This window comes from Bacillus sp. GbtcB14 (genome assembly GCF_019091205.1).
Lineage (GTDB): Bacteria > Bacillota > Bacilli > Bacillales > Bacillaceae_G > Bacillus_A > Bacillus_A cereus_AG.
Genome location: NZ_JAGXJT010000007.1, coordinates 68,282 through 93,468 on the forward strand (window position 1 = coordinate 68,282; position 25,187 = coordinate 93,468).

Consider the following 25,187-nt stretch of genomic DNA (forward strand, 5'->3'; position numbering starts at 1 on the left):
AATGAAAAAGTTTTTAGTCACTACATTATGTGCTCTGGCATTATCAATCGGGGTTATTGGTGCTGGTGCAGACAATACAAAAGATTTAGGTAAAGAAAAAGTAGATGTACATACGGTAAAAGTACAATCAATGAAAGTTGATCCAGGCGGCATGTAGTATAAATGAATAGTTAAAAAGACGCTACTTTATGTAGCGTCTTTCGTCTTTTTAAGGGGTGTCACACTTTTTGTATAATTGGAAAAACTGAACCATTTGATACATAATTCACAAACTCTTAAAGATGAAGGGGAGAAACTACGTTGAAAAAAGAGACTGCAAAACAAGAAACAAAACGTTTAATTGGGGAATTATTCGGTGCTGAAAAAGTAAGTTGTGATATGAATTACCTGTTGGAAGAGCTGTATAACCAAGGACAAATTACGCCAGAACAGTACAAACAATTTACAGCTATATTGCAACAAAAAAAGGAATAGCATCTGGCTAATCCTTTTTTGTTTATTGCTTTTTTATTTGTATAAGCTGCTTAAATAACGTATTAAAAACCTCTGCTTGCTCTTCTGTAATTTCAACACCGTTAGAATGTAACTTACCCTTGTCTAGAAAATCGGTAACATTAAAGTCCATACTATTTGGGTTATCTGTTCTTCCTAAAATAAAGTCTGTAGTGGAATCCATAATATCTGCTATCTGAACAAGAACTTCGTATTTAGGTCTACGGTAGTTTGTTTCATAGCCGCCGTATGCTGACTTAGACATGTTTAGTCGTTCTGCAGTTTCTTCTATGATCCAACCTCTTCGGTCACGTAAGAATTTTAAACGTGCTCCAACATCCATTTTGTATCCCCCAAATTCTATTTATATTTTTCAATACTTTTGTTTTATATAAGATAACAAGAAAATATATAGCTCTTTATATTTTTTAATGATTTTGTTTAATTTAAAATTCAAAGAAAATATAAAACTTTTTATATTTTCTTTGATTGTGTTACTTATAAGATACCACTAACTATAGTAAATACGCAATCTGCGGATAAAAAAAGTATAAATAAATTTTCAGAAAGTTATTTACTTTTCCGCGAAGTGCGGATATAATTGAAATCAATTACAAGATTGTGGGGGTGCAACATGAGAAGGTATTGGCTTGTGCAAATTCGAGAAAATCTCGGTCTAATACAGGGAGAAGCCGCTAAGTTGGCGGACATGAGCCGAACTCATTATGCTGACATTGAGACAGGTAGAAGGACACCTAGCCCACGTTTAGCACTGCGTATTGCGATGGTATTAAACTTTCCTTTTGAGTGGTTTTTTATGCCTTCATATCTGCATAACGCGGAAAAAGAAGTGGTAGAAGCGGCTTTACAATTAGATTTTCCTGAAAAGGATATTTTTTTAACTAAATTTCCGCATTTCGCGGAAAAGATAAAAGAGTAGGTTTTTCATTCTAAAGGGGTGTTAAACAATGGGGAAAAAGAAATCTGGCTTATATGTCCGTAACGAGTACTACGGTACAGAGAAAAAAGAAGATCTGTTTCAAGAAGTATACGAGAAATATCTAGGTGTTAAAGTAACAGTCACAAGAAAGAAGAAAGCGAAAGCAAAGGCAAGCTAATTGATTGAAAGGAGGTGATACACATGCAACGATACGTGTCTTATGCGACTCGTTTAGTAAAAGCAAAAGACGTCAAAGCTGTCTGTTGCGAAAGTAAAAAACACTTCAAGAATGGATCAGAAGAACAAGCGATAAGCACCATGTTAAAGCTAACAGAAAGGAGTGGACGTGTTGGCCATTAATGAAATTTTCGTAGAAGGCTTCCAGTCACATACAAATAGTCATTTCAATTTAGGAACTGGATTGAATGTAATTACAGGACCATCAGATAGTGGTAAAACCTCTATCATACGAGCTGTTCGCTGGGTAGCATTTAATGAACCTCAAGGCGAGGCTTTCGTGAACGAATCTGTCGGACATGTTACGGTAGCAATCCATTTAGATAATGGAATTATTATTTCAAAGCACCGTAGAAAAGGAAAAACATCATACAGAATCCAATCGGATCCAGGTGATGAAGGTAGTGTATTTGAAAAGTCAGAAGTACCAGAGGAAGTAAAACAGTTACTCGGAATCACAAAACAAACATTCGGAGATTTCGTTACAGCTTTAAACTTTGCATTTCAGCTGGAGGCTCCGTTCTTAATAAGTGAAACACCATCATCGGGTGCGAAAGTATTAGGTAAGTTAGCAGGAACAGAAGCTGTAGATCTCGCTGTAAAAAGTGTTTCAAAAGATACATACGCAGTAAGGCAAGAGAGGTTACTAGCTGAAAAAGAAATTGAGAGATTAGCAGGTAGCTTACTCGAGTACTTGGATGTGGATGATAAAGTACAGCAGTTAAAAACAGCTGAAAGCCTAATGGAGCACGTAGAGGAATTGCATAAAAAGAAAGAGGTATTAAAAGAAATATCTCACATGTACACAAGTCGTAAACAAAAGTACATAGCAGCTTGGGAAATTGAAAAACGGCTTGAGGAAGTACCAGTTCTAATACTAATACTTGAGCAAACAGAAAAAGACCAGCAGCGTCTCCAAACACTACTGGACTTACAAAAAAGCTACGAGTCACTGTCCACCGCCAAGAAGACATTGACTGAAACATTAAAACAATTTGATGGATTAGTAGAAGTAAGTAACTTGTTACAAGATTCTACTAAATTTCAAGAAAGATATTCTTTGCTTTCTATCTTATCACAAAACTATGAAAAGTATAGTCAAGCATTACAAGATGTTCGTTTACAGCTAGATAGACTAACTGTAATAGAGACCATGGATGTTGCTGTGGTTGAGGAGGAAGTGAAGAAAACGGATGAGTTAAAGAAGCTCTTTGTACAACATAGCGTGGTTAAGCAGCGTTATGAAAAAGTAAGTAGTGATGTAGAACAATTGTCTGTACCTGCTGCTACGTCGGATCAACTACAAGAATATGAAACAAGTATTACACGTCTAAATCAAATGAGTCTGTTGCTTCAAAAATATGAAATTACGCATACGCAATATACGAAGTATGTGAGTCGTCTGGATCGTTTACATGTTCCAGAGGAAGCAGAAATAAAGGTAACAGAAGCTAAGAACAACGTATCTCGTTTAGCTGAATTAAAAGAGCTACTACGAAAATATATGATCTGGCATCAAAGAGTTCGTCAAAGTACAAGCACATTGGAACTATATGAAAAGCACATTGAAAATTACAAAAAGGAATTGGAAGAGACATGGAACGAGGCTGGTGGAGTTTGTCCGCTATGCGAATCGCCGATGTCTTTTGAACATTCTCATTGAGGGGTGATTCGTGGTGATTGATACAGATAAAGTAAGTGACTTTTTACAAACAGCTGAGAGGCTGAATAATTCGTTAATGGAAGTCAATGAAATTATTGAAGCTTTTGAAGATACATCTAATATTTTAAAAGTCTCACTATTTCATAAAAAATTTAATGAGAATTTACAAGTAAGTGAATCAGAAAGTATAGGAGAAAAGAGTATTGATTTTGCTATCCGACCAACTGTGTTGGCTTGTTTAAGAGATCAAAAGAAGTTTCTTGAATCAGAACTACAAAATTTACTATCAAAACAACTTGGAGGGGGAAATGAGTAATGGAATTAAAACAACGTATTGAAATTGCTAAAGCAAATTTAAAGAAAGCAGAAACAGCAAAAATCCAAGCAGAGGCGGAAAAGTCTTCAGCTGAAAAGCAATTAACGGAAATCGCTGAACAAATGGCGCAGTATGGGGTAACGCCTGAAACAATCCAGGAAGAAATCAATAAGCTTGATACATCAGTTAAAGAAAACCTGGAGCATGTAGAACGACTCATCCCGCAGGTTTAAGGAGGCTACTTTTATGTACGAGCTTCTAAAAGCACGAGCGGATATCCGTCAGGCAAGCGATAAATTGAAAATGAAAATCGGTCAACGTGATCTGTTAGTAAGTCAGCAAAAAGGTGCAGAGACAAGAAAAGCAAAAGCTGAAGTACAACTTGGAGAGTTTGATTTAGTACAAATTCTTCTTCAAAAGACAAGTGATTATGCAAGGCAGCAAGCAAAACGTCGTATTGAAGAAATTGTTACGTCAGCTCTTACAGTTGTATTCGATAAAGACTACAGATTCGAAATTGAAATTGCAGTAAAAAGTAATCAACCGGTAGCGGAGTATTGGTTACAGTCTGAAGATGTACGAACACAACTAAAGCCACCTGATTATGACCGGGGCGGTGGTGTAGCTGATGTAGTTAGTTTAGCGCTCAGATTGGCTGTAGGAGAGATTAGTGGTGTAAGAGGGCCATTATTCTTAGATGAAGTTGGGAAGCACGTGAGTCAAGAATATGCTCCGAATGTGGCGTACTTTTTGAAGGAATACAGCACGAAATTTAAACGTCAAATCATTTTAGTTACGCACAGTACTCATTTAGCTGAGATAGCTGACGTAGCAATTGGTGTGACTCAAAAACAAGGAAAAAGCATAGTAACTGCTTTATAGAAAGGGAGATTTGGATATGTGTATGAAATGCGAAATTAAAAATGCGTTAAAAGGTGCGTTAGCGAATGCTGCAGGTTTAAAAATTACTGAGGAAGTTATAGGGAAAGCAACAGAAGATCAGTTAAAGGAATTGCAAGTCACAGATGAGGCAGAGAAAGCTATTAAAAAACAACTACAAGCTGAATATAAAGCTGAAATTGCTCCTATTCGTGAAAAGTATATAAAACAAACTGAGGAGCTATTAAAACCAATTTTTGACCGACATGATGCGGCTTGTATAGAAATTCAAAATGCTTTAGGTATCAAAGAAGAAGACGATGTATCAATAGATCTCAAAACAGGTGAAGTTACAAAGGAAGTTATCAGAAAAAAATAATCCAGCACCCTTCACTAATGCGCCATATTGTTGATGGAGGTATTACCTTAGATACAACGTTACGAAGAACACGAAAAAGCAGAGGTGAGAGTATGAGGTTTCTATATTTCGGTGATCCACATATACGAGGTACGAATCCTCGTAACCGTAAGGATAACTACAAAGAGGCATTAATTGCAAAATTACGTGAGATTTTTGCTTTAGCTAAATACAAAGGTGTGACAGCACTTATTCAACCTGGGGATACGTTTGATAGGCCTGAGGTTACGACAAGTGTGTTACTAGAGTTCGCAAGGGTACTGAAAGAGAGTCCAGTTCCAATTTATACAACAGCTGGTAATCACGATATTTACGGGTACAATCTTGCAACATATGAACGGGCAAGCCTTAGAGTATTGGAGTTAATTGTTCCGCAACTTACAGTCATTAATGATCCTGGACGAGCTCAAATGTTTCATCAGGATGGGAACCACGTACAGTTAACATTTACACCGTACAGTGATCAAATCGATAAAGCTGGATACGGTTATTCACCAGAAATTATTGAAGATTATGATTCAACCAAAATACACGTATCACACGGGATGTTACTTGATCATGATCCACCTTTTGACCGGTACACAAAAGTACAGGATGTAAAAACGGAGGCGGATTTGGTTTTGTGCGGCCATGACCATACAGGATTCGGTATTTATAACCGGTCGGATGGTAAAGTGTTTGCGAATATCGGTAGTATCACACGTTTATCAGCTTCAGAAGCTGAGATTAATAGACCGATACAAGTACTTCTTATCGATGTGAAGTCACCAGGTGTTTTTGATTTAGAACGTATACCACTTCAAAGTGCAAAGCCTGGTGATGAAGTACTTGACCGTAGTCGGATTGAAGCTGAAAAGAAACGAGCGTATGCAATGGAAGAATTTGCTTCCCTAATTCAAACAGAAACAGGAGAAGATGTGCTGGTTGATATTAATACGATTGTTGAGAGTATCGCTAAAACAGAGAGTATTAATTCTGACGTGGTCGAAATAGCTCTTACGAAAATCGCAGAAGCGAAGGAGGGATTACGAGCATGATTGTAAACAAACCGCAGTTTGATGAGAACGAACTAGGAGAAGGTACGGCGGTACAGGTCACAAGTGGTAACCCGTTTGGACGCCCTAACTATAGTAATAATAAACATAATTGGAATGCTGTAGTAGTAGAGTTTTCACCGCTGATGATAAGCGTAGCTGGTTACAACAAAGAGGAACATGATCGAGTAGAAACGATGAACATAACAATTGAGTCAATTGTTAAAGAGCACGTGACGCTTAAAAAGTTAGTAGTAGAACTACCAAAAATTCAATGTGAGGTGGGACTAGAAAATGACTGAATTAAATAATGAAATTCGTAGTTTACAAGAGGAGCATGGGAAAGAAAAGCTACTTGCAGCGGCAACAGAAATTTTAGGTAAGAAGGTACCAACTGACTATGTACGCGTATTAGATCCACTTGAATTACAAGCATCTTTACAACAAATTGATGCTGCCATACAGGATGTTCTGGAAAAAGGAAAGGCGCAGGAAGAAGCGTACGGAAAAAAAGCAGAACTAACTAAACAAAAAGTGAAGCTTAAAACAGCTGTAGAGCTAAAAGAAGCGGAAGCGTTTATGCAAATTCAAGGTGAGGGACGCAATCAATTCGCTTATGTAAATGGTCAAAAGGTAGCACTTACAAATGACACATTACGTGATGCGTATCGACAACATTACAGTAAGGTAGAACGTCAGCAACTTATGGCAGTAGAGCAGGAATTAGCATCGATTGATATTAAAATTTTCCAAAAAAGAGATGCTTGGGGGACAGCAAAAGAATCGGCGGATCTTGTGAAAGCAAAAGCCTATGTACAAGCAAATCTACTTAAATTTTTGGCGTAGGAGGTTGTTATGGATCCAAAACAAACTGCAATGAGAAATAAGCAGCGTGAACGGCAGCAACGCGGGGATGATTTTCAAGCAGAAATTAGAAGAAGCTGGAGAGAAATCCCAAGTGTATGGCGCATGAGAATAGCAGATGGTGCAGGTGCAACTCGTCCAGGTGACGAGATTGTACTAACACCGGAAGTAAATATATTAGCTGAGATGAAGCGTACAGAGAGTAGTAGATTTTCACTAGATTATATGAGACCGAATCAGATTCTCGGATTACGAGACTTTGATCAAGTTATTGCTAGAAATTTAGGCTTAGTGTTTATCAGTTTTCTAAATGAGAGTAAAGGACTTGATGAAGCATATGCTTTTAGACTCCTTACAACTCTTATTCATATGAAAAAACGAAATGTGAACCATATAAAACTTGAAGAGTTTCAAAATCAGACGGTTCCCTGTGTGCCACTTCCAAGACTTACATACCTCGAACCTTCTTATGATTTATCGGGGGTGCTTACTTGCTACAAATCTTTGTAAAACACAACATCCAAATAAGAGGCGCTAGTACACCTCTTAAGGCAGCGATTACTAAGGAACTGACATTTGATAATCCAGCGTATGCGAAGGCGAAAAAACAGCGTAGACCTACATGGGGTGTACAGGCAAAGCTTGAGTTATTTGTATATGACAGAGGTGATATTGTTACGCCTCGCGGTTTCTTGTCAAAGCTGGAAGAAGTGTTGAAAAACTTAGGGTACGACCCAAGTAAAGTGATTACGTCACAGGTTTCATGCGGACGTGACGTGAGTTTTGGAGAATGGAATACTGACTTTGTTTTAAAAGAAGACCAGACACCAATGGTACAAGCGCTTATGAAAGAAAACGGAATAGGTGTAGCGCCGGCAGGGTCAGGTAAAACAGTTATGGGTATGCGCTATATTTATGAAAAAGGGAAAGCCGCATTATGGCTTACACACACAAAGGACTTGATGTATCAATCTGCAAATCGAGCTAAGGCTACAATACCTGGTATCGGTCGTATCGGCTTTTCCGGTGACGGTGTACATGATTGGGGAGACGGTAAACTAATCGTTGCTACAGTGCAAACCTTACAGAGAAACCCGCATTTAATCGATGCTCTAAACGATTTTATCGGGACGGTAGTAGTAGATGAAGCCCATCATTTTCCCGCGATACAATTCATTGAAACAGCTGGAAAATTAACAGCTGAAAATATGATTGGTCTCACGGCAACACCTTCTCGAAAAGATGGATTGGAAATATATATGTACAACGGTGTAGGTCCAAAAGTGTACGAGATTAGCAGAGATGGAATGTACGAGGCTGGAAGATTAATAAAACCGACAGTGAAATTCGTATATACAGAGTTTAATTACGAAACGGCAAGTAACCGTAACGAGATTGATAGTGTGGATGCGGGTGGAGAAGATCTCGATTATACAGATTTAATCCGTCACCTTATTTCAGATAAGAAACGAGCGAAGTTAGTTGCTGAGAACATCGTTGATTCTGCTAGTTTAGGACCATCTATCGTTATTACAGAATCCGTTCGTTACTGTTTTGTACTCGAGGAACTTGTAAAACAAATGGCTAAAAAGAAGTTCGGTATCGATGTAAGAACAGCTGTAGTGCACGGCGGAATCAGTCGTTACACCTGGAGAAAAGCGAAAAATGAAAACCATGCACAGCAGCTTATCGATAGTGGTCATGCAGTAGATAAAAAGCAAGGTAAATATGGTTGGCAAGTAAAAGTTGCCCAGTATTCAGAAAAAGAAATTCGTGAATGGCAGGTTACTAAACAACAACGTAAAGACATTTTAGAAGCTTGCGACCAAAAAGAAGTAGACATTTTATTTGCTACTCAGTTAGCGCGTGAAGGGCTGGACATGCAGCATTTAGCAGTTGGTCACATGGTAATGCCGAAACGCGGTGACTCTCGTGAGAGTAATAGTGGTTCATCGGTAGAGCAAGAAATTGGACGTATTATGCGTCCTGATCGGAACAATCCAAATAAAGAAGCGCACTGGTTCGATTACGTTGACTACAACGTTGGAGTGTTTAAGGACCAATATCACAGCCGCAGGAAAGTATACAGTCGCATCGGATTAACTGTACCGAGAAAGCCGAAAACAGAGCGCGATACAGTAGCTAGTTTCTTAAATGATATGCCTTGGTGAAAGGGGTGATAACGATGGAAAAGTTCAAATTTGTAGGTGCACTTTATGAAATCACGGAACTAATTGCTTCAGCGAAAGAGGTGAAGTAAGTGGGTTTGAAAGACGTAGGGCAAAAAATAGTGAGAAAAGTAATAAGGATATTTGCAAGAGGATCCGGTAAAAGTTTATATCTTCAACGAGGAATACCGATGTTGGTCGAAATTCCCGAATATGATTCGAAAGATTACAAGAGTTCGTATAACAGAAAAGTAACCTATCGAAAAAAGAAAAGCCAAGCAAAACGAAAAGCTTGGAAAAAACATGGCCTACAAGGGCGCAGGAGGAAAAAATAATGACACAAGATACAAATCAAAATGAAGTAGTGGTACAAAATAACGCGGTGGCAAAAACAAATAGTGGAAGCAATTATATTTCAGCTATTTTAGAAGAAACAAAGCAAGGATTTGTTGAAGCGAATAACGGTCTTGACATGGATTTCGTTCGTATGGGTGAGTGGTTAACGGTTACTAAGAAAGGTAATTTTGTTGAGAAGGACGACGAAAACGTATCGTATGGTGACAATATCGATGTAGTAATCGGGTATGGTGAACAGCGTTGGTCTGTATGGGGATTAGAAGAATCACCAGAAGCTGGACAACTAATTGTGGCTGAAAGAACAAAAGAAGAAGCGGAAGTTGTATTAAATCAGTGGTTAGCTGAAAACCCGCAAGCACAAGAACGATACGAGCTAGATGCTATTCAGCTTCGATATATGGCATCAGTAGTACCTGTATCGACATTAAGCCCGGACGATTTCCCTCGTATCTACTTAATGAGCTTCAGTCCAACAGATACAATCATGTTCGGCCGCTTTGCAATGAATGTGTATACAGGGAAATATAAAGCTTTAGAAATCCCATCAAAACTTGGGGTGAACAGAATTGTTACTCGTCTTGTAACAGCTGAGAGAAAGAGCCGTACAAACGCTAGTAATCAATGGATTGGTATCGACTTCCAACCAGTAGGTGTGTTTAAACCGGAAGATTACGGAATTAATGTAGAAGAAACAGAACAAGCAGAGAAAGCTTCAGAATAAATAAGGAGGGCGTCTACAAATGGCAAAGAAGAAAGATAAAACAAGTGAGTATCAATATGTAGACGCATGGTACAGCAATCAGAACGGTAGAAGCATTCCGTGGAAACGAATTCCATCTTCTGAAGTGAAGCAATTCCAAACGGGAGAGGCATTCAATTTCAATTGCTTTGCTACAGTTCAACGATTTGCGAACGACACAAAAGTAAAGGGGGAGGCATTTATTGCTCCCCTATATTTTGACCTTGACCATGCGGAAGATCCATCAGTCAGCCAAAAAGATGCGGTAAAACTGGTGGAGTTTTTTACAAAGGAAATGGACATTCGTGAATCGGATATGTGGATTTACTTTTCTGGATCAAAAGGATTCCACATCTTAATAAGCTCCGATGCGCTCGGTATTGCACCGAGAAACGACCTTCATAAAATCTTCAAACATATGGCTGGGTACTTAGTCCATCGACTAGGACTCACATCACTCGACCTTGTGGTGTATACCGAAAAGCGGATGATTCGTTTGCCGAACAGTATGCATCAAAAAACGAATCTTTTTAAAACAGAAATTAGTGTAAATGAATTAAACAAATTAACGCTGGAAGAAATAAAAGATTTAGCAAAATCACCAAGACATCCTGACGATTTACCTTATACGCCAGACGAACGTAAAAAGGCAATGAAATACAGACCTCGTACGGGGTATTTATTAATAAATAAGACAGAAGAATATGAGCAAGCTGCAGCAACAAGCGCTCGTAAATATTCGAAAGAGGAATTCCAATTCAAGAAAGACAAACCACCAGCATGTGTAGTCGATATTTTAAATGGTGGATGGAAAAAAGACGGTGACCGAAACCAAGCAACAGTACAGCTTGCATGTTATTTCAAAGATGCGGGATACACACGAGAAGAAACAATGAAAGAGCTGGAAGAATGGGTACTTAAATTTACATCTGAAAGCAACGAGTACGGCAAACAACAACGCGTGGCAAATACGCGAAGTGTGGTTGATGCGGTATACAGCGGTGATAATACATACAAATTTGGTTGTGCGTTTATCCGCTCATTACACGGTGAAAAGAAACCAGGTAGCAAAGATTATGAACGTGTAGCATGTGCCGGCGATATGTGTCACTGCATTAAGAGAAATGCTGAGGAAGAGGAAAATGCGAAGCTACTCCATTTAGCAGAGACAGGTAATGCAGATCTCACTGGAAAGCTTGTAAAAACTCGTGTCATGGTTGCAGGTAAAAAACATACGCCTTACATCATTCCGAAAAACATTGAGTACCATTGCTGGGGCAGAGAAAGTTGTAAAAAAGTACATTGTCCTCTATATGACATCCATACGCATACAGGATACAAAGACCTGGGCGTAAGTGATCGAGAAGTCATTCAAATGACTGGTGTAGGTGACGATAACATCAAAGGTATTTTACGAGAAATATCAGGCATTCCAAATTGTCCGAAATACAATACAGATATTTTAGAAAACATGAACGTGGAAGAGTTACTTGTCATCCCGATGGCTGAAGAAGACGACGAAAAGCAAGAACAGCATAAAGGAAATTATGTACTACGAAAAGTGTACGCCGTAAATGGATTAAACGTAAGTGAGAACAAGTACTACGAATTAACAGGTTATGTATACCCGCATCCAAAGAATCAGGAGTCCACACTACTTGTTAAGAGTGCGACACCGCTTCAGGATGTGGTTGAAAGCTTTGAGCTGAATGAACAAGTAAAAGAGGATTTAGCAACATTTCAGCCGGCAGATTATACAGCAGAATCGATTGAACAGAAATTAGGAGCTATTTGTAACGATTTAACGTACAACGTAACGCACATCGTAGAACGTGATGAAACACTACTTGCAGTATTGCTAACACTTCATAGTGTTTTACGTTTTAAAGTACCTTGGGATTTAAACCCGTTACGTGGTTGGGTGGAACTAAAAATAGTTGGTGATACAGGTACTGGTAAATCAGCGCTCATTGAAAAAGTAATGAAATATGCAGGACTTGGAACACGGGTGAATGCGGAAAGTACTTCTCGTACAGGTTTAACGTACAAAATGGAACAGTCAGGTGCGCAAGGTGCTTGGTACATCGTTTGGGGTGCATGGCCACTCGCTGATAAAGAAATGATTTGGATCGATGAGGATACAGGTATTACGAAAGATGATTATGGGGAAATGACACTTGCTCGCTCTGACGGGAAGTTAGAAGTAAAACGAGCTGTAACAGCTGAAACACCTTGCCGTGTACGTGCCATCATGTCAGGGAACGTACCGAAAGGGAAACGACTTGCTGATTACTCTCAAGGTGCTGAAAGCTTAAAAGATATTTTTAATAACGAGGATATACGCCGCTTTGACTTTGCAGTCTTTATGAGAGCGAGTGACGTGGATCCTGAATTGTACAACCAAACACTTGCTACGTATCCGTCAATTATTCAGAAAGATACATTGAAAAATAATATCTTATACGCTTGGTCACGTAAGCCGGAGGACGTGCTGTTTACAGACGGTACGATTGACAAAGTGCTGGAAGTTGCGACAGACCTTGCAAAAGTATATGGAAATGCAAATGACATACCGCTTGTTTCTCCTTCAGATCAACGAAATAAAGTAGTACGATTAGCAGTTGCGCTTGCAGCTCTTACACATTCAGTTGATGAATCAGGGGAAAGAATTCAAGTTTGGCCAGGACACGTTGAATTTATTGGGGAGTACTTAAAAGCGTTGTACAATGCTCCAGGTTGCGGCTTAAATTACTATGCTCGTTTAGCAATAAAAGAGGAAGAAATGACAGAAGAAAGATATCAGAAGTTTACAGCAGACCTTAAAAAAATCGATACGTTAACAGGTGAAACGAAATTCTATGAGTTTATCAAGCTATTCGCTCAGCAGAAGTACTTGCGACTTGGTGATGTGGAAGCCATGCTTTCCATCGATAAAGAAGAAGCGAAAGCAATCGTAAATCAATTAGCGAAAATGAGGATGATCCTTTTAACAAGTGGCGGCTATCGAAAAACGCCACGCTTTAATGCATTCATTGCGTATTGCATGAAGAAAGGTCTCTTTGATCATATACAAGATGAGTACTACTAATTATATGGACAAGCATTATAAATATGACTGGAAGTGAAAATATGAAACTCGGAAGTTTATTCGGAAGACCGAAAACGTTAGCTAGTAGTAAAAAACAGGTACCGGTAAAAGAATCAAAACTAGCAGTAGAAATGGAGAAAAAGAAGAAGCCGGGACAATTCGATATTGTTTGGCCAAAAGTAGAACCGCAGCAAGTGAAAGACTATCAAGCTATTCTTACAGTCTCAGATTTAAAGGAATACTTAGAGCGTTGTATGCAAACAGGTAAAGTAGGATTCGACTGGGAGACTGCAGCAAGTAAAGAAATTAGGGTGCATTATAAAAAGGCGTTTGAAGATATAGAAGAAGCACGTACTACAGGGATTATTGATGATAAAGAAGCGGAAAGCCGAAGTGAGAGTTTAGAAAAAGCGTATTTAAAAACACCGCTGGATCCGTGGAAAGGTGAAATATGTACGGTGTCATTATCAGCAGCAGCACATGAGTCACGAGTTGTTCCAATTTCACATAAAGTTGGCCAAGTATTCGAACCAAGTATGGATAGGGATGAAGCTAGAAAAGTTGTACTAGATTTACTTGATGAGTACTTATTCAAAAATGAAAATGTGTTAAAAATCGCGGTTAACTTATCTTTTGAAACGAAATACGCGGCAAAGTACGGTAAGTACATTTTAGGAAAAATAGCAGATCCATTGATTATGTGGGTGCGGTGTTTACAAATTGTGGCGCCTCAAAAGATCAATAATCCGAAAAAGCCTACAAGTGGATGGGGATTAAAACCTGCTACAAAACACATATTTGGTGTAACAATGAACGACTTTACAGCTCTTTTAAAGAAGTACAAGGTTGATTTCTTTGATGAGATTGACGCAAGTAAAGGTGAAGGTTTACTGTATTCGGCTGAAGATGCGGATTACGCTGTGCAGCACTACGAATACTGGTCTAAAATTGCGTCCCAGATTCCGCGATACGAGGAATGGTTGCATAAAATTGAAATGCCATTTACACGTGTTATCGGTCTTATGGAGTACTGGGGAATGAATTGGGATCCAAACCTTGCAACGCAAAAGAAGCAAGAAGCTGAAATTATGCAGGAACAGGCAGCTGAACGTATTAAGCAAATCGCAAAAGAAACGTTCAATGTTGACATAAATACCGGTAAGTCAGGTAAGACGAATGAAGTGAAAAGTTTAATGTTTGACTATTTAAAAATACCGGTGGCTAAATACGGAAAAACAGGTGCAAGTCTTGATCAAGAGGCACTTATCGATATGGCATTTATGCTCGAGAACAAACTGAATGACATCGATGAGGAAAAGTACCTCAGCATTTCGTTACCTGAAAATTGGGAAAGTATTAATCCGGAAACGGATCCTACGTTAGATAAGTTAGAGCGCGGAGCAATTCGTATAGCGAAACGTGAGTTGCACCCTTATATAGACCAAGCACTGGAAGTTATCGATCAGCTGAAGAAAATACAAAAATACACGACGCTACTTTCTTCACACATCGTAGGTCGAGAGAAGTATTTGAACTTTATGAGTGGACGAATTCATGCGGGGTATAGTCCATTCACGGAAACAGGACGTTTAAACAGTTTTAATCCGAATGGACAGAATGTACCGCGTATCGATAACGATGAGTTTGGAATTCGAAATTTCTATGTAGCAAAACCAGGGAAAATATTATTCTTTATTGACTTCGCAGGCTTCGAGCTTCGCTTAATGGCATGGAAATCAGGCGACGAAGTAATGATTGAGCTATTTAATACAGGTGGTGATATGCACCGTAGAACCGCATCTGTTATGACTGAAAAACCTGAGGAAGAAATTGTGAAGAAAGAACGTACAGACGCCAAGGCAGGGAATTTCGGTATCACATATGGAGGTACGGAGCATGCCCTTCAGTTCACTTTTAAAACGAAATATCTGATTCGTAAAACATTAGATGAGTGCGCGAAGATTGTAAATGCAGTTAAATCAGCTTACAAACGTATACCGGAATATCAACGGAAGATTGTTTTAGAAGCACGGGAACAAGGATATGTACAAACAATCTATGGATATATGAGATTACTACCTGGCATAAACAGCGCGAATAGAAGGGACCGTGGCTCAGCTGAAAGACAAGCAGCGAACACACCAGTACAAGGTAGTGCAGCTGACATTATGAAGAAAGTCCAAAATGAAATTTACGAATCTATCGGTAAACAAGAAGGAGTACTTGCTCATGGTAGTGCTGATATGATCGCACAAATTCACGATGAGATTATTTTTGAGATAGATGATGACCCGGAAATTGTAGTTGCAGTTGAAAAACAAATTAAACAAGTTATGGAGCAACCTCCAGTACCAGGATTTCCAGTTCCGATTGAAGCAGAGGGAAGTGTAGGGTATCGATGGGGCGAGAAAATGAGTGTTGAGTCCTGGCTTAAACAAAGGGAGGAATAGCATGTGGGAAGAGGAGAGGGAGCGCGTAAGGTGTCATTTGCAAAGCGTCATGCAACAACATTACCACGTGTAAAGCCAGCGAGAGTTGTAGGAAGTATTGCTGGAGAACCGTACAACATGGTTTGGGTAGTAAGTTCGTTAAGAAGGGATAAAAAGACTGGAGTAGTAGATCCAGTACCTCAGGATCCATACGCGGAGTCGTTATTCAAAAGTTGTTTTAAAAAATGGAGGGAAAACGATGGACGAAAATTTAAATCGTCAACAGCGCCGCGCGAGTGAACGTGAACGAAAGAAGACAAGGGAGAGACAAAGCTTTCATCGCGGAGAAGTACAGCAAGTCTCCCTTTTATCTTATAAAGATGGACGGACATTAGCCTTACGAGCAGTAAAAGAAGTATTGGGACTAGGTTCAGTTCGGTTAGAGCGTGTACAGAAGCGCTTGGAAGAACTAGAAAACGAGAATTTCAATGAACTATTTTTAGAACATTTAAGAAAATAAAACTAAGAGAAAGGGAGTGTAATTGTGGGTGGTAGACAACAAGGAAAGGGGTACGAGAATCGAAAAAGTGATCGGAAGATGGAAAGATTAAAACGTGAAATGATGAAACAAAAAAGAACAGTAGCAAAAGGTGAACCACGAAAGGCGGTAGTGTACTTGAATAACTCGGAGCAACAGTTAAAGGATGTAATCCAAGAAAATCGTGATTTGCAGTTAGAAGTTGATTTGTACAAGTCTCGTGTACGTATAAATGAAAATTTTGTTGAGCGTGTTACGAAAGAGAATACAAAGTTACGTTTAAAAGTAAAAAATCTACGAAAGAAATTCCTTGCATTAGTAGTTTCTTATATGGTCGTGGCGGTAATTGTAAGTTTAGTAGTACTAGGATAAGAAAGGAGTGATTGACATGTCTGTAGTAAAGGACAACGCATTCTGGAAAGAAGTGTATTACTACATGGAAAATCACAGTTGTTATAAGGATGAGGCCATAAAGGTAGTGGAGGCGAGGTTCAATAGTAAGAACGAGAAAAGGATAGAAATTATTGAAGCCGTAAAAGAAAAGTTGGTGCGTGCAGGGATACCAGAACAAGATTCTTTAAAATTTGCAGAAACGGCACCATTCGTTAATTACGTAACAGGCGCGGGTGTAGAAAAACTGGTAAAGATCTTTACGGATAAGTTTAAAAAAGGGGAGCGTGAAAAGAAATGAATATCGTCCATTTATTCCAGCTTCAAAAAGAGCTTGATAACAAGGTTGTGCAAAAACACGGTTTACAAAACGTGCCATTGTTTCAGGAAAAGAAGTTAGCATTTCGTGATGAGTTAAGTGAGCTACTTCATGCATGGCGCGGTCATAAGTTTTGGAGCGAAAATAACAAACCGATCACAAAAGATGTACGTAATAAAGGTCAGATGATGGAAGAGGACAAGGAGTACTACAATCCATTGTTAGAGGAATTTGTAGACGCGCTCCACTTCGCATTATCGATTGGATTAGAACGTGAATGGAACAAATATATCGATGTGTTTGTAGTACGTACAAACAAAGGACACTCGAAAACAGAGATTATCGATGTATTTAATGATTTATATGAAAACAAATTGTGGACTGCAGCACACTATATGACGTTGATGAATGACCTAGCATACTTAGGTGCGGCACTTGGATTTTCAGCTATTGAGATTTATAACGCGTATATAGAAAAAAATAAAATCAATCATGATCGTCAGGCATCCGGGTACTAAAAGGGAGGTGGAATGGTGGCAAGATACACGTTATGGAAGAAAGAAGAATTGGCGTATTTGGAACAATATTGGGGAATGTACAGCATCAAGCATATGGCTAAAAGGTTTGGACGTTCGGTTGATGCTGTCAAATTAAAAGCGCAACGCATAGGTTTGGGGGATGCTCGATTGCATTTTGATGGTATTACTATTGTGAAGCTTTCTGAGGTTATAGGTGTCGATTATAACTGTATAAAAGGCTGGGGCAAGCGCTTCGGTTTTCCTATAAAGCTTAAGTTATTTTCAGCAGAACAAAAAGTAAAAGTTGTGTATTACCGTGATTTGTGGAAGTGGTTAAAAACACATAAATATGTAGTTGATTTTTCTAGAATTGAACCTGGTATTTTCGGTCCTGAACCCGATTGGATGACAGAGAAACGTAATGCGGATCTAGTGGCCAAAAAAAAACGCGGGAAACCATGGAGCGAAGACGATGATTTGTTGCTTAAAAGCTTAGTAAATGCATACTGCTATACTTATCCAGAAATCGCAACACGCTTACAACGTACCGAGGGTTCTGTGAAACGTAGATTAATGGAATTGAAAATTAAAGCTAGACCCGTGCGTATAGGTAACCATACAAAATATACACAGCAAGAAGTCAAACAAATTGTGGATTTATATAATCGTGGATACAGCATAGATGTCATTGCAGATAGGTTAGGGAAAAGTGCATTAGGTGTCCGTGGGAAAATGGAAAGAATGGGGTATAGGTTTAAAGGTAAGGTTCCAATTTTCCCGAAAGACAAAGTTGTTTCTGAATAAATTGAAAGATTATGAGAGAAAAGGAGCTAGAACAAAAATGAATGAACTAGCTGTATTAAAGGTTTAAAGTGCCTCTTTAATAGTCTCCATCACGAGCAATAAGAACTAGATCTGGTAATGGAATGGCAGATAGAGCTTCTTTAGTTATCTTTACCTGAAAAGAAAAAGTTTTTCTAGAAGTAATTACTTCTAACATGTTATTTCCGATATGTACTTCGCTCTTATCGTTAAAGCGAAATAGTAAATGACCTCTTAAGGATGTATACGGAGGGATATCAATAACTGGTTGTAACCATGAATCTTCTATTGGGAAAAATAGTATTTCCTCTTCTGCGTAATGAATAATGCCGTCTTGTTCTTGCTTTCCAGGTTGTATAGTAACGTTATATTCAGGGCTAGGCTTACTATATGAATTGAACTTAGACGTGTTATTTAATGTGAACTCAATAATAGAAATAGGTAATGCGCTTTTGTTAGTAATTATTACATCCATTATAACTCTATAATCACTATCCCAATATACATCAGGTGTTTTGGTATCAATTCTATCTGGCTTTAATACGACTGCCATACTATTTTCTAGTTGAATGCATTCAATATTGGCACGATTTCTCCAAAAATTTTTAAATGTAATAATGAAAGTTGCGATAGAGATTGATAATGCTGTGACTGGTATTATATTAGATTTTAAAAATTCAATCATAAGTACCTCCTTTTATTATCATTATACGATATGCGTATTGAAGAGACAATTAACATATTTAAAAACCTTATTTGGGTGAAAGGGAGATTAGAAATGTCCTTAGTAGTGAATTTGAAAGAACTCCAGGAAAAAGTCATTGATGAAAAGGTATTGAAATTTGCGGAGGAACTGGAAGGTGTAATAACTGAAAGTGCTTCAAATGGATATTCAGGCTTTAGATATCAAATTCATAAAGAAAATCCTGACAAGCATATTATGCATTCAAAAATATTCACGGAAAAGCTACAAGAATTAATGGATGGTGTGAAAGTTGAATTTAAGGCAGAAGAAAAGAAGAACATTTTAGGTGGATCATACTACGAACATTACATCAGTTTTAGCTGGAATGACTAATTTTTATAAAAACACAACAAATAATTCTTTGAATAGAAAGGGAGTTTTTCAGGAAGAAGTAGATATAAGTATCTTAAATAAATTAGTTCATCAAGGGGGAGAATGAGTAATGAGGTGAAAAAATGAATAATAATAAAGGTTTAAAATTAAAAGAATTACTAAGTTCTTTATCTGATGCGCAATTAAAATATTTGGCGAAAAAATATCGCTCAAAAAGATATAAAAAAAAGAAATTTGAAAAGACAAGTGGATGGATAGACTCTATATATAATGTAATGTCTAATGAGCATAATAATTCCGAAGAGATTATGTATGCTCAAATAAAAAAGGTACAGAGTGCAATTGTACCTAAGGATGATTTTAAAGCTATTGATAAGTTAATTAAAGAAATTGAAACGAGTCCAACTAGAAAGCGTACTTTGGCATTCCATGAAAATGCAAATGCAAAGTTTGTATATCTAATAATAGAAAAATTATATGGTGCTATTAAAATTGGCTCGACTAAAAAACTGGATCAAAGACTAATGCAGTTTGGGGTTAAATTACCCTTCGATATAAAAATTGTTCATATTATATACAGTGAAAATGGTGATATTACAGAGAAGCTACTACACAAGTATTTTAGTAGCAAAAGATTAAACGGTGAGTGGTTTTCTTTAAATAAAAAAGATTTATCTGATGTGAAAAATCTAAATTTGCCTAAGAAAATTTTGAAGTCCATAAATGGTATGTACCACGAAACAGGGAGTTGAAGAGTGTGGATTAAAAGACAAAGTTAGGAAAAATCGTACGTCTTACTGAACAGATCGAATAAAAAATAAATGAACAGCTAGCAAAAGCTAACTGCTCATTTAGAGAGAACTACAGTCATGGATGAAAATCTTGATGTGCAAATAGTGTATCCATAATTTTATGTTTTATTCGAAAGAAGAGGGAGAAAAATGAAACCCGTAAAAGCGAAATGTGAAGCGTGTGAGCACGTGTTTCGTGTCCAGATGCTCACAGCACGTTTACCGAACCGTGTGGACAAGCATTACTTTATTTGTCCAAGCTGTAAAACGGAATTTGTAAGTTATTATTCGAACCGCGAAATGAGACAGCTGCAGAAAGAAATTTCGAAATTATACAACGGTTTCCGTAAATGTTATACAAAGGAACAAGCAAAAGTAATCCAGGAGAAGATCGATAAAAAAGACTTAGAGTTTAAGTGGTTACGAGATAAATTACGAACGGAGCTTGAAAAAAATTTACCAAACTAAAGGGGGATGACGTTATATGAATATACCTAAACAGTTAATGATTGGTAGCGTGCCTTACGATGTGGAAGTAGTAAAAGGGTGGATTGATGAAAGAGAAAATGGTGAGGTACGAATCGCTGAAGTAACGTATCACCAACAATATATCAAGATTTCGGATAACGTAACAAAGCATGAAGGGAAAATGAAAAACGTACTCCATGAAGCAATTCACGCAATGCTATATGAGTATGGATTTGATCGCTTAAATAAAGAAGCAAACGTAAATGCATTAACTACAGTCTTTTTCGACTTTATTAAAAACAATATTCGCGGCGGTGTCTCCAGCTTTGTAGGTGTTAGAGATTACGTCGAGATTAAGCCGGTACTGAAAACAAATGTAGAATTTTATGACTCTGATGTGAAACCAGCCGCTCTTAAGTTAGAAAAAAAACCGGATACACTATCCTTTATCAATACAGCAGCGGAACTTTTAAAAACTGTTGAAAAACATAAACCGAAAGTGGATGTGTCAGCATTAGCAACGGTAATGGCACAAGTAGACGTTCATAAAATCCCTGATTTAAGTGTTACGCATAAAGAAATTCGTGAATCAATTGCTAATATAACGAATGATAAGCAGACTCGTAAACTTCCAATCATTGATGAAAATCGTAGCTCGTTCCCTATGGAAGACGTTGTTAAGATTACAAAGAAAAAAGACGATCTCGGTGCACCAGATCAAGCAGAGAAAAAGGAAGAAGCGGATCCGATTCATTGGAAAACAGGTATTAAGTATGACGAAGAAGGTAATCCAAGATATCGTACACGTTACGAGTGCTGCATGTGTGGGAACCGCGGCAATCAATACGAGTACAAGGATAACAAATTCACGAAATGCCATAAATGTAACGCAAAACTCAAGATCGTACAAGCTACGAAAAAAGGATTCCCTGGACGAGATACATTCGGTAATTTTTTCGTAGCTAATGATGAATACAGTGTCATTTTGGATGGTGAATAAAGATGAAAAATACGTCTACAAAAGACTTAAGTGAAGAACTGGAAACACGTGATGGTGTTACGTCAGTAGAAGTATGTCCCCATGAAAAGATTGAAGTTGCTGGTATTACAGTTGAGGGACCGGCTATCATTCTCATTAATAAAGACTAGGGGCGATTGGGTGGAGCTTATATACGAATATCCGATTTGGACAACGTGGTTTATCTGTGTAATATTTTTCGGGTTAGCAAGCATCACAGAAACAATTAAAAAGTAAAGAGAAGGAGCTGAAGAGAAATGAAATCAACAGGTATCATTCGTAACATTGACCCACTAGGACGAATTGTAGTTCCAATGGAATTACGTCGTACATTAGGTATTCAGGAAAAGGATCCAATGGAGATTTTCGTAGATGGTGAATCTATTATTCTACAAAAATATAATGTTAATTGTTCTTGCCAAATTACTGGTGAAGTTTCTGATCAAAATATTGAATTAGCTGGTGGGAAACTCGTACTGAGTCCTGAAGGAATCGACCAAGTTTTAGCGGAAATCGAATCACATTTGAAGGGGCGCTAAGATGAGCGAACCAATAAAAAAATATACGAATGTCGAATTTGAGATGATGCTGGACAACATGATTCAAATGATGCCTATACAAATAAAATATTTCGATGAACTGTCCAAGCTGTATAGAGCGCGCTTTGATTCATTAGTGAGAGAAGGTTTTACGGAGCAACAAGCACTGGAAATCGTGAAAACACGTGGTATTGAGTGAAAGGTTCGGAAGCAATCTTACGAGCGATGCACCAGGTAGGAGGAGAAATCCCGGCTACGCAGTTCGATACGTGGCTGGGACAACTCTCTCAGTTAGGACTACTGGAGCAGGTCACGAAAGACGATAAAAACGTTTATTATTATCGGCTTACGGATAACGCGAGACAGTTTTTAGAGAAGAAAGGGATTAGTTAAATCCCAAAATCTTTTAGTGATGGAACAACGTTATTAAAAAAGGCTGTTTCTAATTCTTGTATATTAGTGTACCTTTGATCAGTTTTGTAATTAGTACCTTTTTTGAAGAACTTTTCAAAAAAGGGATTATTAAACACCCCGTCATCGATTCTTCCAGTAAATATGTAATAAATGAGTCTTGTGAACGCGTATGTTTCGTGATGTATTTCATAATATTTAAATCCAACGTGCCACAGCTGCGGATCATTGAAAGAGCCTTTTGGTTCTGTAGGGAAACGTGTAAGTTGACTTTCTGGCATTTTTACTAAACCAAAGTCTGCAACTTTAGCAATTTTTGTACTATCAAAATGTTTTATGAGTATATTATTGGGTGAAATGTCTCTATGAAGAACATCTTGACTATGTATTTGGTGAAATGCTTTGCAAATTTGGCGAATAAACATAAGCTTTTCATTTACATTTTCAAGACCATGGTGTCGTTCAATATACTCTGCAAGGGTTTCATCAGCGTATTCCATTAAGTAATAATTTTGCTCTTTATCCAAGGTGTAAACTTCAAGAATAAAAGGTGATTTTAAGTTTTTCATTACCTCATATTCTCTATAAAAACGCACTTTCTCTTCTATTGTTAAAGTAGTATGCGATTTTTTATAGGCAAATTCTTTATTATAAAGTGGATCTGTAAACTTGTATACAGTCGCGTATGATCCTACACCAATTTCCTCCGTAGGAAATGTAAGGACACCGGTAGGTCGTTCGACTTTTAATCCAGTTTTTAATGTGAAAATAGGATTGAGTTCTTGTACCTTAACAGGCGGAACGTAGAGTGGAATTGTAGTACCACCACTGGTCTGTAAAAATGCTTTAAAGCTTCTAAAGGTCTCACTGTAGTAAGAATCTAATTCAAAATCGAATGGCGTATCAATTAGATTGTCCTGTATTTTTTGTAAATCTGCTATTAAAGTATATAATTCTACACTTTGCTTAGCGTTATAGTGTCTACCTTTTTGTAGTTTTGTGTTGAAAAAATCTAGTAAGTTATTAAAGTTGTCATGAAAAAAAGCAAATAGTTCATTTAAAGGGGTAGGAATACCTTTATAGAATTTCAATATTCTATTGTTTAAATCACAGTTAAAATCCCCTAAATAACTGTCTAATTTGTCCTGTATGTAATCTACTAGTTTCTCTTCAGTTGAAATGGCCATATATGCGAAAACCTCCATGGATATCATTTATATAATCATAACAAAAAATGCATATTTTGGTTATAAGAATTTAAAGAACTTTAAATCTAGTGCATATTATTTTAAGTTAAATAGGGAAAATAAATGATTTAATGCACCGATTTAAAAAACGAATCAAGCAAATAGGAGACACAATACAGAAAGCGAGGGAGGAACATGACGTCTGAGGAAATAAGAAATTTACAAATCGATGTTCCAAATTTTTTGTGACAAGTCTGTTATTACATGCTTATGTATAGTGTGGGCCTATTTAGGATATCAATAAGGTCTTTAAATATAGTGTTATAATAATGTTGGTGCTCTAAAGTTTGAATTTATTTGAAAAGGAGAATTTTACATGGACTTATTTAATTTAGAAGTTGTAGAAAGTGCATTGCATGAGAATTTTAAGAATATAAAAGGTGACGCTGATTTAAGAAAAGTAATCAATAATTGGTGTATAGGTTTCGAAGATCGTGATAATAAATTTGTAAAAGAATTTCAAACAACCTTTAATTCATCATTTTGGGAAATATATTTACACGCTTCTTTTAAAAATTTAGGTTTTATAACTGATTATTCTCATGATGCACCAGATTTTTATTTGAAATCTAGAAAAACAAAAAAAGAATTTTTAGTTGAAGCAGTTGCAACAAAGAATCCTGATAATGGAACTCCCGAACATGAAAGAATTGAAGAATTGAATCGTTTATATAAGAGTGGTAAATCTCATGAGGAAATACACAGTGAGATTATTCATTTGGCAACAGAAAGAATAGCTAATAGTATAAGCACGAAATGCCGTAAGTACGAAGAACGGTATTCAAAGATGGAGCATGTAAAAGAGAAGCCATTTATATTAGCAATTGGTAGTTTTGAGCAACCACTATTTTATTTACAAGGAACGGGAGCTATACAAAGAGTTCTGTATGGTTTAACAAAGGCTGAATATAGAGGTGATATGCCATATTGGGAGTTCTCAGACCATATTACTAAAAAAAGTACAGGTGGTAAAATCCCAATCGGATTATTTAATGATGATAAGTACAGCTTTATAAGTGGTGTGATTTTTAATCCAATAGCTACATCAGGTAAAATGCGAGCATTATCAACAAACAAAAGTAAAGATATTATAGTAAACACGTATAAATATAATGATTACGATACAGTGGGGACTATAAATTCTGAACCGCATGCGAAATATCGGGAGTCATTATTAGATGGAACAAGTCTTTTCTTAAACCCATATGCGGATTATCCAATTGATACTAAAGAATTTGATAATCCTGATATAGCTATTTACCATCATAAAAATTCTGCAAAAATAAAGCATAACTTTTTGTATTCTCGAACAGTAATTGATATTAAAACCAATACATCGGATATTCAAGAGATGTTATAAGGATATTTAGAACTAAGAATAGTTTCTCCTAACTGGAAAGTGGTTATGAGACAACAGCAGTGTG

The 25,187-nt window shown here is 37.3% G+C and carries 37 protein-coding genes; 34 read left to right on the forward strand and 3 right to left on the reverse strand.

Annotated elements, in window-relative coordinates:
• The first annotated feature begins 1 nt into the window (after position 1).
• The gene (locus KVT31_RS20590; protein WP_217563209.1) at positions 2 to 157 is read left to right on the forward strand and encodes a hypothetical protein; all 156 of its coding nucleotides are present in this window, start codon (positions 2 to 4) and stop codon (positions 155 to 157) included.
• Between the two features lie 143 nt (positions 158 to 300).
• Positions 301 to 474 (forward strand): hypothetical protein, encoded by a 174-nt coding sequence (locus KVT31_RS20595; RefSeq protein ID WP_217613555.1) that lies wholly within the window; start codon positions 301 to 303, stop codon positions 472 to 474.
• A 22-nt stretch (positions 475 to 496) separates the two neighbouring features.
• Here the strand turns inward: KVT31_RS20595 and KVT31_RS20600 are convergent, their stop codons facing one another.
• Positions 497 to 835 carry a helix-turn-helix domain-containing protein gene (locus tag KVT31_RS20600; protein ID WP_217613556.1) on the reverse strand — a complete coding sequence of 113 codons (339 nt, stop codon included), beginning with the start codon at positions 833 to 835 and terminating at the stop codon, positions 497 to 499.
• A gap of 291 nt (positions 836 to 1,126) precedes the next feature.
• Between KVT31_RS20600 and KVT31_RS20605 the strand changes: the two genes are divergently transcribed.
• From KVT31_RS20605 to KVT31_RS20715, 23 genes are all read left to right on the forward strand, one after another.
• Positions 1,127 to 1,432: a helix-turn-helix transcriptional regulator gene (locus KVT31_RS20605; RefSeq protein WP_217613557.1), complete on the forward strand. Its 306-nt coding sequence runs from the start codon at positions 1,127 to 1,129 to the stop codon at positions 1,430 to 1,432.
• A gap of 28 nt (positions 1,433 to 1,460) precedes the next feature.
• Complete coding sequence (locus KVT31_RS20610) at positions 1,461 to 1,610, forward strand: hypothetical protein (RefSeq protein ID WP_217613558.1); 150 nt, start codon at positions 1,461 to 1,463, stop codon at positions 1,608 to 1,610.
• A gap of 23 nt (positions 1,611 to 1,633) precedes the next feature.
• The gene (locus KVT31_RS20615; RefSeq protein ID WP_217563246.1) at positions 1,634 to 1,792 is read left to right on the forward strand and encodes a hypothetical protein; all 159 of its coding nucleotides are present in this window, start codon (positions 1,634 to 1,636) and stop codon (positions 1,790 to 1,792) included.
• Positions 1,779 to 3,332: an AAA family ATPase gene (locus KVT31_RS20620; RefSeq protein ID WP_217613559.1), complete on the forward strand. Its 1,554-nt coding sequence runs from the start codon at positions 1,779 to 1,781 to the stop codon at positions 3,330 to 3,332. Before KVT31_RS20615 ends, KVT31_RS20620 begins: the two co-directional genes overlap by 14 nt.
• A gap of 13 nt (positions 3,333 to 3,345) precedes the next feature.
• Entirely contained in the window at positions 3,346 to 3,648 is a 303-nt protein-coding gene (locus tag KVT31_RS20625; RefSeq protein ID WP_217613560.1) for a hypothetical protein, read from the forward strand.
• Positions 3,648 to 3,881 carry a hypothetical protein gene (locus KVT31_RS20630; protein ID WP_000421150.1) on the forward strand — a complete coding sequence of 78 codons (234 nt, stop codon included), beginning with the start codon at positions 3,648 to 3,650 and terminating at the stop codon, positions 3,879 to 3,881. The genes KVT31_RS20625 and KVT31_RS20630 overlap by 1 nt, the downstream gene beginning before the upstream one ends.
• A gap of 13 nt (positions 3,882 to 3,894) precedes the next feature.
• The gene (locus tag KVT31_RS20635; protein WP_217613561.1) at positions 3,895 to 4,530 is read left to right on the forward strand and encodes a P-loop NTPase family protein; all 636 of its coding nucleotides are present in this window, start codon (positions 3,895 to 3,897) and stop codon (positions 4,528 to 4,530) included.
• A gap of 16 nt (positions 4,531 to 4,546) precedes the next feature.
• Positions 4,547 to 4,906 (forward strand): hypothetical protein, encoded by a 360-nt coding sequence (locus tag KVT31_RS20640; protein WP_217613562.1) that lies wholly within the window; start codon positions 4,547 to 4,549, stop codon positions 4,904 to 4,906.
• 17 nt (positions 4,907 to 4,923) lie between these two features.
• Positions 4,924 to 5,982, forward strand: a complete 1,059-nt coding sequence (locus KVT31_RS20645) for a metallophosphoesterase family protein (RefSeq protein WP_217613563.1) — start codon at positions 4,924 to 4,926, stop codon at positions 5,980 to 5,982.
• The gene (locus KVT31_RS20650) at positions 5,979 to 6,281 is read left to right on the forward strand and encodes a hypothetical protein (RefSeq protein WP_217613564.1); all 303 of its coding nucleotides are present in this window, start codon (positions 5,979 to 5,981) and stop codon (positions 6,279 to 6,281) included. Before KVT31_RS20645 ends, KVT31_RS20650 begins: the two co-directional genes overlap by 4 nt.
• Positions 6,274 to 6,825 carry a hypothetical protein gene (locus KVT31_RS20655; RefSeq protein ID WP_217613565.1) on the forward strand — a complete coding sequence of 184 codons (552 nt, stop codon included), beginning with the start codon at positions 6,274 to 6,276 and terminating at the stop codon, positions 6,823 to 6,825. The genes KVT31_RS20650 and KVT31_RS20655 overlap by 8 nt, the downstream gene beginning before the upstream one ends.
• A gap of 9 nt (positions 6,826 to 6,834) precedes the next feature.
• Positions 6,835 to 7,353: a hypothetical protein gene (locus KVT31_RS20660; RefSeq protein ID WP_217613566.1), complete on the forward strand. Its 519-nt coding sequence runs from the start codon at positions 6,835 to 6,837 to the stop codon at positions 7,351 to 7,353.
• Positions 7,335 to 9,014, forward strand: coding sequence for a DEAD/DEAH box helicase (locus tag KVT31_RS20665; RefSeq protein WP_217613567.1), 1,680 nt, complete (start codon positions 7,335 to 7,337; stop codon positions 9,012 to 9,014). Before KVT31_RS20660 ends, KVT31_RS20665 begins: the two co-directional genes overlap by 19 nt.
• A gap of 89 nt (positions 9,015 to 9,103) precedes the next feature.
• The gene (locus KVT31_RS20670; RefSeq protein ID WP_217613568.1) at positions 9,104 to 9,346 is read left to right on the forward strand and encodes a hypothetical protein; all 243 of its coding nucleotides are present in this window, start codon (positions 9,104 to 9,106) and stop codon (positions 9,344 to 9,346) included.
• On the forward strand, positions 9,346 to 10,089 hold the full coding sequence (locus KVT31_RS20675; protein ID WP_217613569.1) for a hypothetical protein: 744 nt from the start codon (positions 9,346 to 9,348) through the stop codon (positions 10,087 to 10,089). The genes KVT31_RS20670 and KVT31_RS20675 overlap by 1 nt, the downstream gene beginning before the upstream one ends.
• A gap of 19 nt (positions 10,090 to 10,108) precedes the next feature.
• Entirely contained in the window at positions 10,109 to 13,195 is a 3,087-nt protein-coding gene (locus KVT31_RS20680) for a DNA primase small subunit domain-containing protein (RefSeq protein ID WP_217613570.1), read from the forward strand.
• A 23-nt stretch (positions 13,196 to 13,218) separates the two neighbouring features.
• Positions 13,219 to 15,645, forward strand: a complete 2,427-nt coding sequence (locus KVT31_RS20685; protein ID WP_217613571.1) for a bifunctional 3'-5' exonuclease/DNA polymerase — start codon at positions 13,219 to 13,221, stop codon at positions 15,643 to 15,645.
• Between the two features lie 3 nt (positions 15,646 to 15,648).
• Entirely contained in the window at positions 15,649 to 15,924 is a 276-nt protein-coding gene (locus KVT31_RS20690) for a hypothetical protein (protein WP_217613572.1), read from the forward strand.
• Positions 15,884 to 16,144, forward strand: coding sequence for a hypothetical protein (locus tag KVT31_RS20695; RefSeq protein WP_217613573.1), 261 nt, complete (start codon positions 15,884 to 15,886; stop codon positions 16,142 to 16,144). Before KVT31_RS20690 ends, KVT31_RS20695 begins: the two co-directional genes overlap by 41 nt.
• A gap of 24 nt (positions 16,145 to 16,168) precedes the next feature.
• Positions 16,169 to 16,534: a hypothetical protein gene (locus tag KVT31_RS20700; RefSeq protein ID WP_217613574.1), complete on the forward strand. Its 366-nt coding sequence runs from the start codon at positions 16,169 to 16,171 to the stop codon at positions 16,532 to 16,534.
• A 16-nt stretch (positions 16,535 to 16,550) separates the two neighbouring features.
• Positions 16,551 to 16,853, forward strand: a complete 303-nt coding sequence (locus KVT31_RS20705) for a hypothetical protein (protein WP_217613575.1) — start codon at positions 16,551 to 16,553, stop codon at positions 16,851 to 16,853.
• Positions 16,850 to 17,389: a dUTP diphosphatase gene (locus tag KVT31_RS20710; protein WP_217613576.1), complete on the forward strand. Its 540-nt coding sequence runs from the start codon at positions 16,850 to 16,852 to the stop codon at positions 17,387 to 17,389. The genes KVT31_RS20705 and KVT31_RS20710 overlap by 4 nt, the downstream gene beginning before the upstream one ends.
• Positions 17,390 to 17,401: 12 nt before the next feature.
• The gene (locus tag KVT31_RS20715) at positions 17,402 to 18,193 is read left to right on the forward strand and encodes a hypothetical protein (protein WP_217613577.1); all 792 of its coding nucleotides are present in this window, start codon (positions 17,402 to 17,404) and stop codon (positions 18,191 to 18,193) included.
• A 76-nt stretch (positions 18,194 to 18,269) separates the two neighbouring features.
• On the opposite strand, the gene KVT31_RS20720 is transcribed toward KVT31_RS20715, so the two are convergent.
• Positions 18,270 to 18,896, reverse strand: a complete 627-nt coding sequence (locus KVT31_RS20720; RefSeq protein WP_217613578.1) for a hypothetical protein — start codon at positions 18,894 to 18,896, stop codon at positions 18,270 to 18,272.
• A 93-nt stretch (positions 18,897 to 18,989) separates the two neighbouring features.
• Here KVT31_RS20720 and KVT31_RS20725 point away from each other — a divergent pair, with 93 nt between their 5' ends.
• The 8 genes from KVT31_RS20725 (at position 18,990) to KVT31_RS20760 (ending at position 22,498) form a co-directional block, all read left to right on the forward strand.
• Positions 18,990 to 19,289, forward strand: coding sequence for a hypothetical protein (locus tag KVT31_RS20725; RefSeq protein WP_088112983.1), 300 nt, complete (start codon positions 18,990 to 18,992; stop codon positions 19,287 to 19,289).
• Positions 19,290 to 19,411: 122 nt separating this feature from the next.
• Positions 19,412 to 20,041, forward strand: coding sequence for a GIY-YIG nuclease family protein (locus KVT31_RS20730; RefSeq protein WP_217613579.1), 630 nt, complete (start codon positions 19,412 to 19,414; stop codon positions 20,039 to 20,041).
• A 189-nt stretch (positions 20,042 to 20,230) separates the two neighbouring features.
• The gene (locus KVT31_RS20735) at positions 20,231 to 20,548 is read left to right on the forward strand and encodes a transglycosylase (RefSeq protein ID WP_217613580.1); all 318 of its coding nucleotides are present in this window, start codon (positions 20,231 to 20,233) and stop codon (positions 20,546 to 20,548) included.
• Between the two features lie 16 nt (positions 20,549 to 20,564).
• Positions 20,565 to 21,548, forward strand: coding sequence for a hypothetical protein (locus tag KVT31_RS20740; RefSeq protein ID WP_217613581.1), 984 nt, complete (start codon positions 20,565 to 20,567; stop codon positions 21,546 to 21,548).
• Positions 21,549 to 21,550: 2 nt separating this feature from the next.
• Positions 21,551 to 21,697, forward strand: coding sequence for a BC1881 family protein (locus KVT31_RS20745; RefSeq protein WP_217613582.1), 147 nt, complete (start codon positions 21,551 to 21,553; stop codon positions 21,695 to 21,697).
• Positions 21,698 to 21,823: 126 nt separating this feature from the next.
• A complete protein-coding gene (locus tag KVT31_RS20750; protein ID WP_217613583.1) occupies positions 21,824 to 22,105 on the forward strand; it encodes an AbrB/MazE/SpoVT family DNA-binding domain-containing protein in 282 nt (93 codons plus the stop codon).
• Between the two features lies 1 nt (position 22,106).
• Positions 22,107 to 22,304, forward strand: coding sequence for a hypothetical protein (locus KVT31_RS20755; protein WP_217613584.1), 198 nt, complete (start codon positions 22,107 to 22,109; stop codon positions 22,302 to 22,304).
• Positions 22,301 to 22,498, forward strand: coding sequence for a hypothetical protein (locus KVT31_RS20760; RefSeq protein WP_217613649.1), 198 nt, complete (start codon positions 22,301 to 22,303; stop codon positions 22,496 to 22,498). The genes KVT31_RS20755 and KVT31_RS20760 overlap by 4 nt, the downstream gene beginning before the upstream one ends.
• Here KVT31_RS20760 and KVT31_RS20765 read toward each other — a convergent pair.
• Positions 22,495 to 23,703, reverse strand: coding sequence for a protein kinase domain-containing protein (locus tag KVT31_RS20765; RefSeq protein ID WP_217613585.1), 1,209 nt, complete (start codon positions 23,701 to 23,703; stop codon positions 22,495 to 22,497). The two genes, KVT31_RS20760 and KVT31_RS20765, sit on opposite strands and share 4 nt — an antisense overlap.
• Positions 23,704 to 24,079: 376 nt before the next feature.
• Here KVT31_RS20765 and KVT31_RS20770 point away from each other — a divergent pair, with 376 nt between their 5' ends.
• On the forward strand, positions 24,080 to 25,123 hold the full coding sequence (locus KVT31_RS20770) for a hypothetical protein (RefSeq protein WP_217563210.1): 1,044 nt from the start codon (positions 24,080 to 24,082) through the stop codon (positions 25,121 to 25,123).
• Positions 25,124 to 25,187 lie beyond the last annotated feature (64 nt).

Bases quoted from the DNA above. Each gene is read 5' to 3' on its own strand.
- KVT31_RS20590 (WP_217563209.1), top strand. From the start codon at position 2: ATGAAAAAGTTTTTAGTCACTACATTATGTGCTCTGGCATTATCAATC.
- KVT31_RS20600 (WP_217613556.1), bottom strand. From the start codon at position 835: ATGGATGTTGGAGCACGTTTAAAATTCTTACGTGACCGAAGAGGTTGG.
- KVT31_RS20605 (WP_217613557.1), top strand. From the start codon at position 1,127: ATGAGAAGGTATTGGCTTGTGCAAATTCGAGAAAATCTCGGTCTAATA.
- KVT31_RS20610 (WP_217613558.1), top strand. From the start codon at position 1,461: ATGGGGAAAAAGAAATCTGGCTTATATGTCCGTAACGAGTACTACGGT.
- KVT31_RS20615 (WP_217563246.1), top strand. From the start codon at position 1,634: ATGCAACGATACGTGTCTTATGCGACTCGTTTAGTAAAAGCAAAAGAC.
- KVT31_RS20630 (WP_000421150.1), top strand. From the start codon at position 3,648: ATGGAATTAAAACAACGTATTGAAATTGCTAAAGCAAATTTAAAGAAA.
- KVT31_RS20635 (WP_217613561.1), top strand. From the start codon at position 3,895: ATGTACGAGCTTCTAAAAGCACGAGCGGATATCCGTCAGGCAAGCGAT.
- KVT31_RS20640 (WP_217613562.1), top strand. From the start codon at position 4,547: ATGTGTATGAAATGCGAAATTAAAAATGCGTTAAAAGGTGCGTTAGCG.
- KVT31_RS20645 (WP_217613563.1), top strand. From the start codon at position 4,924: ATGCGCCATATTGTTGATGGAGGTATTACCTTAGATACAACGTTACGA.
- KVT31_RS20650 (WP_217613564.1), top strand. From the start codon at position 5,979: ATGATTGTAAACAAACCGCAGTTTGATGAGAACGAACTAGGAGAAGGT.
- KVT31_RS20655 (WP_217613565.1), top strand. From the start codon at position 6,274: ATGACTGAATTAAATAATGAAATTCGTAGTTTACAAGAGGAGCATGGG.
- KVT31_RS20660 (WP_217613566.1), top strand. From the start codon at position 6,835: ATGGATCCAAAACAAACTGCAATGAGAAATAAGCAGCGTGAACGGCAG.
- KVT31_RS20675 (WP_217613569.1), top strand. From the start codon at position 9,346: ATGACACAAGATACAAATCAAAATGAAGTAGTGGTACAAAATAACGCG.
- KVT31_RS20680 (WP_217613570.1), top strand. From the start codon at position 10,109: ATGGCAAAGAAGAAAGATAAAACAAGTGAGTATCAATATGTAGACGCA.
- KVT31_RS20685 (WP_217613571.1), top strand. From the start codon at position 13,219: ATGACTGGAAGTGAAAATATGAAACTCGGAAGTTTATTCGGAAGACCG.
- KVT31_RS20695 (WP_217613573.1), top strand. From the start codon at position 15,884: ATGGACGAAAATTTAAATCGTCAACAGCGCCGCGCGAGTGAACGTGAA.
- KVT31_RS20705 (WP_217613575.1), top strand. From the start codon at position 16,551: ATGTCTGTAGTAAAGGACAACGCATTCTGGAAAGAAGTGTATTACTAC.
- KVT31_RS20710 (WP_217613576.1), top strand. From the start codon at position 16,850: ATGAATATCGTCCATTTATTCCAGCTTCAAAAAGAGCTTGATAACAAG.
- KVT31_RS20715 (WP_217613577.1), top strand. From the start codon at position 17,402: ATGGTGGCAAGATACACGTTATGGAAGAAAGAAGAATTGGCGTATTTG.
- KVT31_RS20720 (WP_217613578.1), bottom strand. From the start codon at position 18,896: ATGATTGAATTTTTAAAATCTAATATAATACCAGTCACAGCATTATCA.
- KVT31_RS20725 (WP_088112983.1), top strand. From the start codon at position 18,990: ATGTCCTTAGTAGTGAATTTGAAAGAACTCCAGGAAAAAGTCATTGAT.
- KVT31_RS20730 (WP_217613579.1), top strand. From the start codon at position 19,412: ATGAATAATAATAAAGGTTTAAAATTAAAAGAATTACTAAGTTCTTTA.
- KVT31_RS20735 (WP_217613580.1), top strand. From the start codon at position 20,231: ATGAAACCCGTAAAAGCGAAATGTGAAGCGTGTGAGCACGTGTTTCGT.
- KVT31_RS20740 (WP_217613581.1), top strand. From the start codon at position 20,565: ATGAATATACCTAAACAGTTAATGATTGGTAGCGTGCCTTACGATGTG.
- KVT31_RS20745 (WP_217613582.1), top strand. From the start codon at position 21,551: ATGAAAAATACGTCTACAAAAGACTTAAGTGAAGAACTGGAAACACGT.
- KVT31_RS20750 (WP_217613583.1), top strand. From the start codon at position 21,824: ATGAAATCAACAGGTATCATTCGTAACATTGACCCACTAGGACGAATT.
- KVT31_RS20755 (WP_217613584.1), top strand. From the start codon at position 22,107: ATGAGCGAACCAATAAAAAAATATACGAATGTCGAATTTGAGATGATG.
- KVT31_RS20765 (WP_217613585.1), bottom strand. From the start codon at position 23,703: ATGGCCATTTCAACTGAAGAGAAACTAGTAGATTACATACAGGACAAA.
- KVT31_RS20770 (WP_217563210.1), top strand. From the start codon at position 24,080: ATGGACTTATTTAATTTAGAAGTTGTAGAAAGTGCATTGCATGAGAAT.